This window comes from Streptomyces sp. NPDC020965 (assembly GCF_044333555.1).
Lineage (GTDB): Bacteria > Actinomycetota > Actinomycetes > Streptomycetales > Streptomycetaceae > Streptomyces.
On record NZ_JBIRRE010000008.1, the window covers coordinates 1 to 13,391 of the forward strand.

The window sequence follows — 13,391 nt, forward strand, 5'->3', positions numbered from 1 at the left end:
CCGTACGCTTCGCCGACGCCATCACCACCCTCACCAACCTCGACATCACCACCGCCCTCGAACTCGGCCCCGGCGGAACCCTCACCACCCTCATCAACACCCTCACCACCGACATCACCACAGCAACACTCACCCGCAAAAACCGACCCGAACACCACACCGCACTCACCGCCATCAGCACCATCCACACCCACGGCGCCCACATCGACTGGACCACCCTCACCCCCCACACACCCACCACCACAATCCCCACCACCGCCTTCCAACACCGCACCTACTGGCTCACCTCCGGCTCCCCCACCGAGGACGTCAGCGGACTGGGACTGACCCCGTCGGAGCATCCGGTGCTGCGAGCGGTGGTGGAGAGCCCGGACGCCGATGGAGCCGTGCTGACCGGGCGGATCTCCCACGCCCAGCACCCATGGCTGGCCGATCACGAGATCGCGGGAATCGCGCTTGTCCCCGGCGCGGCCATCGCCGAACTCGCCCTGCACGCTGGGAAGTACACCGACACGCCCGTACTCGAAGAGCTGGTCATAGAGGCACCCGCCCGGCTGGCGGACGCCGGCGCGCTCCGGATACGTGTCACGGTGGGCGCGGCCGGAGCCGAAGGGCGGCGGAGCGTCACCGTGCACGGGCGGACGGAGGACGGCACCTGGACCCGGTATGCCACCGGTACCCTCAGCGCCGCGGTCGACGCGGGCGAACCGCTGCCCGAGTGGCCACCGGCCGAGGCCCTGCCCGTACCGCTGGAAGGGTTCTACGAGGATCTGGCGGACGCCGGATACGCGTACGGGCCCGCCTTCCGTGGTCTGCGTGCGGCCTGGCGGCGCGGCAACGAACTCTATGCCGAGGTCTCGCTGCCCGACTCCACCGACGGTTCGGGCTTCACCGTCCATCCGGCCCTGCTCGACGCGATGCTGCACGTGGGAACCCTGGCCGGGTCCGGGGACGAGGTCCGGTTGCCCTTCGCGTGGACCCGTCTCCAGACGCACGCCGCCCAACCGTCCCGGGTACGGGTGCGGATGACCCCAACCGACGACGGCGACGGCGGCGCCGCTCTCACGGTGACCGACACCGAGGGCGCACCCGTCCTCACCCTGGGCGCCTTGCTCAGCCGTCCTCTGCCCACGGGCAGCCTCCCGTACGGCACCGACGAGCTCTACGCAGTCGACTGGCACCCCCTGGCCGCCGGTGGAACGGCTGTCGACCCGAGTCCGGTGATCGAGGATGCCGACGACCTACCCCCGGAGGCCACTCCCTGGCTCACGCTCAGGGTCCCGGCCGCCCCGGCCGACGTCCCCGAGCCGGCACGAGCCCGTGTCGCCGTCTCCCGGGTGCTGGGCGTGTTGCGGCACCTCCTCGCCGAACCCCGGTGGCAGCACACACGGCTCGCCGTGGTCACCGAGGACGACACCCCGGCCGCGTGCGCCGTGCGTGGTCTGGTGCGCAGTGCCCAGACCGAGCACCCCGGTCGGATCGTGCTCGTCGCCCTGGGCGATGCCACGGATTTGCCGCACCTCCCGGCCGCTGTCGGTGGCGCACTCGCCGCGGGTGAGCGCGAACTCGCGGTCCATGAGGGCGTTTTCACGGTGCCGAGGCTGGTCCGGCACGCTCCGGCGATACCGGACGCGGTCCCCTGGGCGCTCGTGGCCACCGGCACCGGCACCGCCGACGGAGTCGGCCCCGCCGCTCGGCCCGAGGCGGCGCGGCCCGTGGCGGACGGTGAGGTGAGGATCGAGGTCAGGGCCGCCGGGCTCAACTTCCGGGATGTCCTGATGGCGCTCGGCATGTATCCGGGGGAACCGGTTCTCGGCAGCGAGGCCGCGGGGGTCGTCGTCGATGTGGGCGCCGGAGTGGAGCACCTGCGCCCCGGGGACCGGGTGTTCGGTCTCTTCCCGCACAGTTTCGGCCCGCTCGCGGTGACCGACGCCCGGATGGCCGCCCGGATGCCTGACGGCTGGAGCTTCACGGAGGCGGCGGCCGTACCGGTGGTGTACCTGACCGCCTACTACGGACTGGTCGACCTCGCCCGGACACGGCCCGGTGAGAAGGTGCTGGTGCACGCGGCGACCGGAGGCGTCGGCACCGCCGCCGTCCAGCTCGCCCGGCATCTGGGCGCGGAGGTCTTCGTCACCGCCAGTCCGGGCAAACAGCACGTCCTGCGCGGCTGGGGTGTGGCCGATGACCACATCGGTGACTCCCGCACCCTCGACTTCGCACGGCGCTTCCCCCGTGTCGATATCGTCCTCAACTCCTTGGCGGGAGAGTATGTCGACGCCTCCCTGGGGCTGCTCGGCGACGACGGCCGGTTCCTGGAGATGGGCAAGACCGACATCCGTACGGGAATCCCCGGCTACCACGCGTTCGATCTGGTGGACGCGGGCCCGCGGCGGATCGGTGAGATCCTCGCCCGCCTCCTGGACCTCTTCGCCGCGAACGAGCTGACGCTGCCGCCGGTCACCCGCTGGGATGTGCACCGGGCGGCGGACGCCTTCACCGCGATGTCCCGCGCCCAGCACATCGGCAAGAACGTCCTCGTCCTGCCGCGCCGCCCCGAGCCCACGGGGACAGTCCTGGTGACCGGCGGGACCGGCGCCCTGGGCGCGCTGACCGCCGAGCATCTGGTGACGGCCCACGGCGTGCGCTCCGTACTGCTCGCCTCACGCGCCGGTGAGTCGGCGCCCGGGGCGGCCACGGTCCGGGCACGGCTGGAGGCGGCCGGGGTCGAGGTCAGGATCGTCTCCTGTGACGTGGCCGAGCACGATCAGGTGCGGGCGCTGTTGCGGCAGGTCCCGCCGCACGCTCCACTGACCGCCGTCGTGCACACCGCGGGCGCGCTCGATGACGGCCTGGTCACGGATCTCGACGCGGCCCGTGTGGACCGTGTCCTCCGGCCGAAGGCGGACGCCGTCGACCATCTCGACGCGCTCACCCGCGAGCTGGACCTCGCCGCCTTCGTGGTCTTCTCCTCCGCGGCCGGCGTCTTCGGCGGCGCCGGACAGGCCAACTACGCCGCCGCCAACGCCTATCTCGACGCGGCCGTCGCGCGCCGTCGCGCGGCCGGGTACCCCGCTGTGAGCATCGCCTGGGGCATGTGGGAACCCACCGGTGGCATGACCGGACGGCTGGAAGCGGCCGATACCCGCCGCCTCACCCGCTCGGGCGTCGGAGTCCTCACACCGGAACAGGGGATGCGTCTCCTGGACGCGGCGCTCGGCGCGGACCGCCCGGATCTGGTGGCGGTGGCCCTCGACCGTACGGCGCTGAGGGCGCGGGCCCGCGCCGGTGAGCTGCCCCGACTCCTGGCCGAGCTGGGCGGCCGGGCTTCGGCCCCGGCCGCCTCCCGGACCCCGGCAGGACCCTCAGGACCGGACTCGGCCGATGTCACCGCCTGGAGCGGCCTCACCTCCGACGAACAGCGGGACCGGCTGAGGGAGCTGATCCATGTCCACGCGGGCGCGGTACTCGGACTCGACACCGCGTCCCTCGGGGCCGACAAGGCGTTCCGGGACGCCGGGTTCGACTCCCTCACCGCCGTCGAACTGCGGAACCGGCTCGGTGCGGCCACCGGTCTGACGCTCGCCGCGACCATCGTCTTCGACCATCCCAGCCCCGCCGAACTCGCCGACCACCTGCGCGGGCTGCTCTTCGCTCCGAAGGACCCGACAGCCCCCGTACGGCTGCATCTCGACGCGCTCGCCGGGGCCCTGGCCGCGCTCCCGGAGACGGACCCGGAGGCCGGGGCGGAGATCGCCGAACGGCTGCGCGCACTGCTCGCCGGTCTGGAGGCCGAGCCGGCCGGCCACTCCGGCGATCTGGACGAGATGACCGAGGACAACCTGTACGAGTTCCTCGATCGGGAACTCGGCTGACCGTGGCGGCTTTCCCGCGGGCGCCCCGACACGGCGGCCGCGGGGAACCGCTCCGTACGACACCTGTTCCCAGCCCCGAGGACACTTGAGCCCCCCGAGGACCATCGTGGAAGACAGAGACAAGAATCTCGCCTACTTCAAGCGGCTGACGGACGAACTGCGCCGCGCCCGTGATCAGGTGGCGGAGCTGGAGGCCGCCAAGGGCGAGCCGATCGCGATCGTCGGCATGGGCCTGCGGCTGCCCGGCGGCCTGGACAGCCCCGAACGGTTCTGGGACCTGCTCGACCGGGGCGAGACCGCGGTGACCGGTTTCCCCCCGGACCGCGGCTGGGACCTCGACGGGCTCTTCACTCGGGACCCTGCCGCCACCGGCTCGTCGCACACCCGCAACGGCGGCTTCCTGACCGACGCGGGCGGCTTCGACGCCGAGTTCTTCGGCATCTCACCGCGCGAGGCACTGGCGATGGACCCCCAGCAGCGGCAGGTGCTGGAGGTCGCCTGGGAGGCGCTGGAGCGGGCGGGCACGGACCCGTCGACCCTGCGCGGACAGGACCTCGGGGTGTTCGTCGGCGCCTCCGCCCAGTCGTACGGCGTGGGCGCGGACGACGGCGCCGGATATCTGCTCACCGGCACCGCGTCGAGCGTGCTGTCCGGGCGGCTCTCGTACGTCCTCGGTGTCCGGGGCCCCGCGGTCACCGTCGACACGGCGTGTTCGTCGTCGCTGGTCGCCCTGCACCTCGCCGCCCAGGCGATCCGGTCCGGCGAGTGTTCGACGGCGCTCGCGTGTGGCGTCACCGTGATGGCCACACCGGGGGTCTTCACCGAGTTCTCCCGGCAGGGGGGCCTGTCGTCGGACGGCCTGTGCAAGTCCTTCGCCCACGCGGCCGACGGCACCGGCTGGGCCGAGGGAGTCGGTGTGCTCGTGCTCCGGCGCCTCCGTGACGCCGTGCGCGAGGAGGGGCCGGTCCTCGGAGTCCTCAAGGGCTCGGCGGTCAACCAGGACGGCGCGTCGAACGGCCTGACCGCGCCCAACGGCCCCGCGCAGCAGCAAGTGATCCGCCAGGCGTTGGCGAATGCTCGGCTGCGGCCGTCGGACGTGGATGTGGTCGAGGCGCACGGCACCGGCACGGTCCTCGGCGATCCGATCGAGGCGCAGGCCCTGCTGGCCACCTATGGTCAGGAACGTGAACTGCCGCTGTGGCTGGGGTCGGTGAAGTCGAACATCGGCCATACGCAGGCCGCCGCGGGGGTCACCGGCGTCATCAAGATGTTGTTGGCCATGAGACAGGGTCTGCTGCCCCGCACCCTGCATGTGGACCGGCCGTCCGAGAAGGTCGATTGGACGACGGGCCGGGTGGAACTCCTGACCGAGCCGGTGCCGTGGCCGGTGGGCGAGCGTCCACGTCGGGCCGGTGTCTCCTCCTTCGGTGTCTCCGGGACCAACGCCCACGTCATCCTCGAAGAACCACCGACCCGCTCCGCCGTACAGGGTCAACGCGAAGAACAAGCCCTGCCGGCCACACCGGGCCGAACCGCAGAGCGACCCCTGCCGGGCGCACCGGGCCGACCCGCCGCTGACGCGATGCCGCTCGTCGTCTCCGCGCGTACCGCCAACGGACTCGTGGCCCAGGCGGCGGCCCTCGTCGACCATCTGACCGCGATCGGGGGCGCCACGGCCGGAACCGCCCGCTCCCTGGTCACCACGCGGGCCCTCCGCGACCACCGGGCGGTGGCCTTCGATCTCGAAGGGGTACGGGCGCTCGCCGCCGGGGCACCCTCACCCGCCGTGGTCATGGGTGCGGCGGACGGGGCACGGAAGTCGGTGCTGGTCTTTCCCGGTCAGGGTGCGCAGTGGGCCGGGATGGGCCGGGAGCTGTGGGACACGGAACCCGCGTTCGCCGCACGCATGGAAGAGTGTGCCGCGGCGCTCGCCCCGCATGTGGAATGGTCCCTACGCGATGTCGTGTACGGGACGGTAGGCGCCCCCGGGCTCGACCGCGTGGACGTCGTCCAACCCGCGTCCTTCGCCGTGATGGTGTCACTCGCGTCACTGTGGGACACCTACGGCTTCCAACCCGACGCCGTCATCGGACACTCACAAGGCGAAATCGCCGCCGCCTATGTGGCCGGCGCACTCACCCTCCACGACGCAGCCAAAATCGTCGCACTGCGCAGCCAGGTCATCGCCGAGCAGCTCTCCGGCAAGGGTGGCATGCTCTCCATCGCCCTGGCACCCGACGCCATCGGCCTCCCCGAAGGGGTCGAGATCGCCGCCGTCAACGGCCCCCACGCGACCGTCCTGGCCGGCGACACGACCGCCCTCGACGCACTCGAACACCACCACCGCACCCACGGCACACGCGTACGACGCATTTCTGTCGACTACGCCTCACACTCCGCTCATGTCGACACGATCGCACCGCGCCTCAACGAACTCCTCGCCGACATCTCCTCCCGTACACCCACCATCCCCTGGTACTCCACCGTCGACCTCCAATGGATCAACAGCCCCCTCGACCCCCACTACTGGACACGCAACCTCCGCAACCGCGTCCAGTTCGCCGACGCGGTAGCGAACCTCAGGGATCAAGGCTTTGGTCTGTTCGTCGAGTCCAGCGCCCACCCGACACTGACCGCCGCGATCAGTGACACCGCCGCGGACGCAGTGGCCCTCGGTTCCCTCCGACGCAATGACGGTGGCCGGGACCGGTTCCTGCGGTCGGCAGCGGAGGTCTTCGTCCACGGCGGCGCCATCGACTGGCCCTCCGTACTCCCCGAAGCCACCCCCGAACCCGTACCCCCCACCGTCTTCGAGCATCGCCACTACTGGTTGACGCCGGGGAAGGGCGATGTGTCGGGTGTCGGCCAGGAAGCCATTTCGCACCCCGTACTTGGCGCCGTGGTGGAGAACCCCGACACCGGCGGTACCACTCTCACCGGCAGGATCAGCCCACGGACACACCCATGGCTCATCGACCATATGATCGCGGGCACACCGGTCGTGCCCGGTTCGGTCCTGGTGGAACTCGCCGTCCAGGGTGGCGCACGCGTCGGCTGTCCGGCCGTCGCCGAACTGATCGTGGAAGCGCCCATGGTGCTCGGTCCGGCCGACGCGCTGACCGTCCAGGTCATCGTGGGCGGGACCGATGACACCGGCCACCGCCCCGTCAGCGTCTTCGCCCGCCCCGACGCCCGTACCCACTGGACCCGGCACGCCGCCGGTACCCTGCGTCCCGCCGCAGCGCCGGCCTCCCTCAGCAGCGTGTGGCCGCCGTCCGGTGCCGAGCGCGTCGAGCTCGGTGACTTCTACACCGCGCTCGCCGACGCCGGATATGAGTACGGTCCCGCCTTCCACGGGGTACGGGCCGCCTGGCGGCAGGAGGACACATGGTTCGCCGACGTGGCGGTGGACGTCGACCCCGACGGATTCGCCGTCCACCCGGCACTTCTCGACGCCGCACTGCACATCGGCTTCCTCACCGGTGACACTGAACGCGGGCTCGCCTTCGCCTGGCAGGGCGTCGAAGTGCATACGACGGGCGCGACGGCGGGTCGGGTACGGCTGACCCGGGGGGACGACGGCGTCACTCTCGACCTGAGTGACGACCGTGGTGCGCCGGTCCTCTCCGTGGCCGCACTCATCAGCAGGCCCGTCGCCCCGGGAGACCTGCTTCCCCCGGTGGAACTCCTCAGCGTCGACCGGGTGGAACTCCCCACCACCGCCCTCCCACCGGACAGCACGGAGTGGGCGCTGTTGCGGGTCCTCCCCGGCGCGGGCGACGAACCGGATCGCGCCCGCCGCGCCACCGGGACCGTCCTCCATGCCGTGCAGGAGCTGCTGGGGGACCCGGACCGGCCGGACGCCCGGCTCATCGTGGTGACCACCGGCGCCGATACCGACCCGGCGGCTGCCGCCGTCCGTGGCCTCGTGCGGAGCGCCCAGGCCGAAGCCCCCGACCGCGTACTCCTCGCCGATGTGTCACCCGTCGCCCCGTGCGGTCCGGACGGACCTCCGCCCACCGGGTCAGCCGGCCCCGGACTGCCGCTCCCCGCCGCGTACGCTTCCGGCACGGCGCCCGACGCTCCGTCCGATGCCGACCTCCGCACCATTGCCGACCGGGCCGCGGCCGCCGGAGAGTGGGAACTCTCGGTGCGGGACGGCCGGGTCAGCGTGCCACGACTCACCCGGGTCGACGCTGTCGGTGGTGAGGTCGGTGCCGGCGCCCCGCTGGACCCCGCCGGCACCGTCCTGATCACGGGCGGCACCGGAAGCCTCGGTGCCCTCGTCGCCGAACACCTCGTCCGCGCGCACGGCATCCGCGACCTCGTGCTGGCGTCCCGACGAGGCCCGGACGCGCCGGGCGCGGCACTGCTGCGGGAACGGCTGGAGGCCGAGGGCGCTTCCGTACGGATCACCGCCTGCGACCTCGCCGAACGCGGGCAAGTGGCGGAACTGCTCGCCGACTGCGGACCGCTGACCGCGGTGCTCCACACCGCCGCCGTGTTCGACGACGCCCTGATCGGCGCACTGGACGCCTCCCGGCTGGACGCGGTGCTGCGCCCGAAGGCGGACGCGGCGGCCCATCTGGACGAACTGACCCGCGACCTCGGCCTGACCGCGTTCGTGCTGTTCTCGTCGGTCGCCGGCCTCTACGGCGGCCCCGGCCAGGGCAACTACGCCGCAGCCAACGCCTTCCTGGACGCGCTCGCCGCCCGTCGCCGCGCGGCCGGTCTCCCGGCGACCTCACTCGCCTGGGGCCTCTGGGCGCCCGCCGCCCATCCCGATGGCGACTCCGAAGAGATCGCCCGGGCGGCCCGGTGGTCAGCCCGTTCCGGTCTGCGTCTCACCCTCCCCGAGCAGGGCCTGCGCCTCCTCGACGCGGCCCTCGGCGCTGACCGCCCGGCGCTCGTGCCGGTGACGCCCGATCGGGCCGCCCTGCGTGCGCACCTGGCGCGGGGCACCCTGCCCGCACTCCTGCGCGGACTCGCGGAGCCGCTGGGCCGGGTCGCCGCCCCCGCGCCACCCGTCCGGCCCGCGCTCAACGACCCCGACCCGGCGCGGCGCCTGACAGCCCTTGTCGACCTGGTGCGGCGGGAGGCGGCGGCCGTCCTCGGCGTCGACGCACCGGGTGGCCTGCCCGAGACCAGAAGCTTCCGCGAGGCCGGTTTCGATTCCCTCACCGCGGTGGAACTCCGCAATCGGCTGTCCCGGGCGACCGGTCAGACGCTGCCCGTCACCTTTGTCTTCACCTACGACTCCCCGCTCCGCGCCGCGGAACATCTGCTGGCCCACGGCGGCGAGCGACCCGCGGCCGGGGAGTCCGTCGGCGGGGGCCATGACATCGCCGACATCTACCGAGGTCTGCTCGACCGCGGCCTCTTCGAGCCGGCGGGAGCTCTCGCCCGGTCCGCCGCCGCCCTGCGGGACCGTGCGGAGCGTGGCCTGGTCACCACGGTCACCCGGCTCGCCGATGGCAGGCACGGACCCCGACTGATCTGTCTGCCGTCGATCTCCACCTGGGAGCCCGTGCTCAACTTCAGCGCACTCGCCGGTCACTTCCACGGTGTCAGCGATGTCCGCGTGATCGCTCCGCCCGGCTATGAGACCGATCACCCGGTCGCCGCCTCCTGGGGCGCGCTCGTCCGCGCGCTCGCCGACGCCACCCTGAAGGAGGCGGGCGCCGAGCCGTACCACCTGGTCGGCTACTCCTCCGGAGGTGCCCTCGCCCATGCGGTCGCCGCCGTCCTCGAAGCCGACGGCGACCGGGGTCCCGGCGGCGTGATCCTCATCGACACCTACACCGTGGACCAACTGCCCCCGCGGCTCCAGGAGTCCTTCCAGCGGCAGTACCTGACCGTGGTGCGTCCCGAGAACTACTCGTACGAGAAGATCACTGCCTCGGCCGCCTATATCGCGCTCCACAACGAACAGTGGCGCCGCCCGACCACGGCCCTGGACGCGCCCACCCTGATGCTCAGCGCCCGGGAACCGACCCTGCCCGCACCGGGCGCCGCGCCCCTGGAGCCCACCGAGTGGCGGCACCACTGGCCCTTGCCACACACCGAGACCGCCCTGCCGGGCGACCACTTCACGCTCATGTCCCAGCACGCCGGGGAGGTGGCGCGCGCGATCGACGCCTGGACCGGGGCGAGAGGTGGTGCGGTCGGGGACTGACACCGCTTGGCCTGCGAGAGCGGGGGCCTGGCGGGCAGGTCGAGCGGATCAGGCACCGGACCTCGGGCGGCGCCGATATCGCCGCCGGCCGCGGTGATCCCGCCCCGGACCACCAGCAGCCCCAGACCATCTACCGCTGAACGGAGCCGGTCGGGCGGCACGGCCGCGACCAGCCCGCTGCCGCCGTGCGGAGGCTCCGGACGCGTCATGGGCCACCGGTCCCGTCACATCGGCGGGGCCGGTGGCTCCGCGAAGACCGCTCCCCCGCTGGCGGAAGAGGAGATCCCCGCCAGCGGGGGACCACACCGAAGTGGCCGGATCTCCTCCGGACCGGCAGACGCCCCGCCTAGGGGAGACCACCACGGACCGCACCACCAGACCACACCGGACCATTCGAAAACCGCCCAAAGTCCGTAACCGCCGACCTGTACCGGCAGTTGGCCGGTCATGTCTACCCGTCGCTCGCCGATCCCCGGACCGGGCCGTGGTGCCGCGGCTCCGTCCATGCTGCGGCTCGCCCTGGCATCGCTCGCCGGAACCGCCATCGAGTTCTACGACTTCTTCGTCTACGGCACCGCCGCGGCACTCGTCCTGGGGCCGCTCTTCTTCCCCTCGTTCTCACCACTGGCCGGCACTCTCGCAGCCTTCGGCACCTTCGCCGTCGGGTTCGTCGCCCGCCCGCTCGGCTCGATCGTCTTCGGCCATATCGGCGACCGTTACGGGCGGCGGCCCGTGCTCATCGGATCGCTGCTGACGACCGGGCTCGCCACGGTCGCGGTGGGCTGCGTGCCGTCGTACGCGACGATCGGCGTCGCCGCACCCGTCCTCCTGCTGGTGCTCCGGTTCGTCCAGGGCTTCGGACTCGGCGGCGAGTGGGGCGGTGCCGTACTGCTCACGGCGGAACACGCCCCGCCCGCCCGGCGCGCGCTGTGGGGCAGCTTCCCCCAGATGGGGCCGCCGCTGGGCTTTCTGCTCGCCAACGGCATGATGCTCGCGCTGACCGCCTCCCTCACCCGGTCGCAGTTCCTCGAATGGGGCTGGCGGGTGCCGTTCTGGGCCGCCGGTGTGCTGGCCGCGGGCGGACTGCTGCTGCGTAGCTCGCTCGCCGAGAGCCCGCAGTTCCTCGAACTCGCCGCGGCCGGCCACCGTGCGACGGCACCGGTCGCCGAGGTACTGCGGAAGCACTGGCGCCTGCTGCTGCTGACCGCGGGTGCGCTCTCGATCGGCTACGCGATCTTCTACGCGGTGAGCACCTGGGCCCTGGCGTACGGGACGGAGAAGCTGGGCGTCAGCCCGACGCTCATGCTGGCCCTGGTGATGGCGGCGGTCGCGGTGAAGGGCGTCCTCACACCGGTCGCCGCGCTCCTCGGCGACCGGTTCGGCCGGCGTCCGATGTGCCTGGCCGGCAGCGCGCTCGCGGCCGTCTGGATGTTCCCGTTCATCGCGCTGCTGTGCACGGGTGAACCGGTGCTGATGTTCCTGGGGTTCGTCGTGGCGCTGCTCGCCTTCGTGACGATGTTCTCGGTGATCGCCGCCTATCTGCCGGAGCTGTACGAGCCACGGGTGCGGTGCACGGGGGCGGCGGTCGGCTACAACCTCGCGGGCCTGCTCGGCGGGGCGCTCACCCCGATCGTGGCGACCGCCCTGTCGGACGGGGAGGGACCGCCGTGGGGTGTGGCCTGCTGGCTGACCGGCATCGCGGTGCTGAGCACGGCCTGTTTCGCCGCCCTGCCCGAGACCCGGCCCCGGCCCCGCTCGGACGGAGCTCCGCCCGAGCCGTCCGGCGAGGAGCTCGGCGAGCAGTCGGGCCGGCAGGCCGGCGAGAAGTCCGGCCGGCAGGCCGGTACGAAGTCAGTACGCGCGTGACACAGGTCCACCGACACCCCGCGCGTCTCCGTCCGGACCGTCGACCACCGGCCCGGCGCGCGCCGACTCCGCCAGGATCGCGCCGGGGGGCGCCCCGAAGGGTCCCCACCAGGAGTACGCACGGTGGTTTCACCCGCGTCCCGTGAGAGCCATCGGACCACCACGAAGTGACGCCTCGGTATCCCGATTGAACACCTGCCGACCGGCCGATGAAGTTCGACTGGATCTTGGCCGAATCCGGGCCACGCGTGACTGACGTCCCGTCATATGAAGCGCGTGAGCGCGGCGGCCGGACGCTGTCTCGGCCTGCTGTTCCTCGTACCGGCCATCGCCGCCGCAGGAACCCCCGCCGATCCGGACACCGTCAGCGTCAGCGTCAAGGGCACCGTCTTCCAGGACACCAACGCCAACGGCAAGCGCGACCTGGGTGAACGCCCCCTGCCCGGCGTCGATGTGACCGACGGCGCCGGGTGGGCCACCAGCCGCTCCGACGGTACGTACTCCCTCGCCATCGATCCCGAACGACGCGCGTCTTCGCCCTCACCGACGACGGCACGGTCCGCTCACTGGCCGCGCGCCGGTACCGAGGACCGCCACCCCGGTGCGGTCATCACGCACCGGGGTGACGCCCGGCCGCCGCCCACACCCGGTGGCCGACCCAGGGCACGGACACTGCCTACGGTTCCGGGATCAGCCGGACGACGGTCACGGTCAGAATCCCCGCGGAGACGACATAGCGCAGGATCACCTCCGCGACGACGACTTCCCGCCGGTCCAGATCACCGCCCACCTGACTGGAGCCGTGGCCGTGCGCACAGGCGCCGATGGTGCGGACGACGGCCGCCCGGAAGCCGTCGGGGTCGGCGAGTTTCTCCAACGCCTCCTCGGCGAAGGGCGCGTAGGCGACGCGATAGCTCACGCGGCGGCCGTTCCGGGCCGGGCGGCGCGCTGCTCGGCCCGGAGGAGGACATCGACGCGGTCGAGCGCATCGCCGGGGATGGTCTCCAGCGCCCATCGGCGGATCACCCGGGCGGCGACAGTGCGCGGCGCGGCGGCGATCTCGTCGTCGAACTCCGTGCGGAGCGGTTCGGGGAGAGCGGTGCGGACGTCCTCGACGGTGAGGGGCACGGTGAAGACCTCGCCGTGTACGGACACCGTGACGGGACCGCTCGGCGGGTGCGCCCTGGGCGTGCGGTCGAGTTCGGCGAAGGCCGCGTTCTGGGCCCGGATGCGCCGGACGACGGCCTCTTCGTCCGGGTCGGACGGAACCGGCTCGGCCATGGTGTCCCTCCTCTGCCCCGTGTCCGCGCCCACGCTACCGGCCGGCGTCAGCCACTCCCGCCCGCTAGGTCGTGTCTTCGAAGTCCCGCCTGTCTGCCGTGCCCTGGCACGCACACTCCCCAGGAGGGCGCGGCCGGGGGCACCGAACCGCCCCGCGCGGCCCGGTGATCGACGTCCGCCACAAGTGGGAGTGA

General features: G+C 72.6%; 4 protein-coding genes and 1 pseudogene. 3 read left to right on the forward strand and 2 right to left on the reverse strand.

All coding sequences use genetic code 11. The features are described 5' to 3' along the window. From ACH4S7_RS23400 to ACH4S7_RS23410, 3 genes and pseudogenes are all read left to right on the forward strand, one after another. The coding region (locus tag ACH4S7_RS23400) for an SDR family NAD(P)-dependent oxidoreductase (RefSeq protein ID WP_398523197.1) at positions 1 to 3,875 on the forward strand (3,875 nt) is incomplete at its 5' end. A 106-nt stretch (positions 3,876 to 3,981) separates the two neighbouring features. Then, positions 3,982 to 10,050, forward strand: a pseudogene (locus tag ACH4S7_RS23405) (SDR family NAD(P)-dependent oxidoreductase); the annotation flags it as partial. Between the two features lie 504 nt (positions 10,051 to 10,554). After that, complete coding sequence (locus tag ACH4S7_RS23410) at positions 10,555 to 11,916, forward strand: MFS transporter (protein ID WP_398523535.1); 1,362 nt, start codon at positions 10,555 to 10,557, stop codon at positions 11,914 to 11,916. A gap of 676 nt (positions 11,917 to 12,592) precedes the next feature. On the opposite strand, the gene ACH4S7_RS23415 is transcribed toward ACH4S7_RS23410, so the two are convergent. Both ACH4S7_RS23415 and ACH4S7_RS23420 read right to left on the reverse strand, forming a co-directional pair. Then, positions 12,593 to 12,835, reverse strand: a complete 243-nt coding sequence (locus ACH4S7_RS23415; protein ID WP_398523198.1) for a hypothetical protein — start codon at positions 12,833 to 12,835, stop codon at positions 12,593 to 12,595. Then, entirely contained in the window at positions 12,832 to 13,197 is a 366-nt protein-coding gene (locus ACH4S7_RS23420; protein WP_398523199.1) for a hypothetical protein, read from the reverse strand. Before ACH4S7_RS23420 ends, ACH4S7_RS23415 begins: the two co-directional genes overlap by 4 nt. Positions 13,198 to 13,391 lie beyond the last annotated feature (194 nt).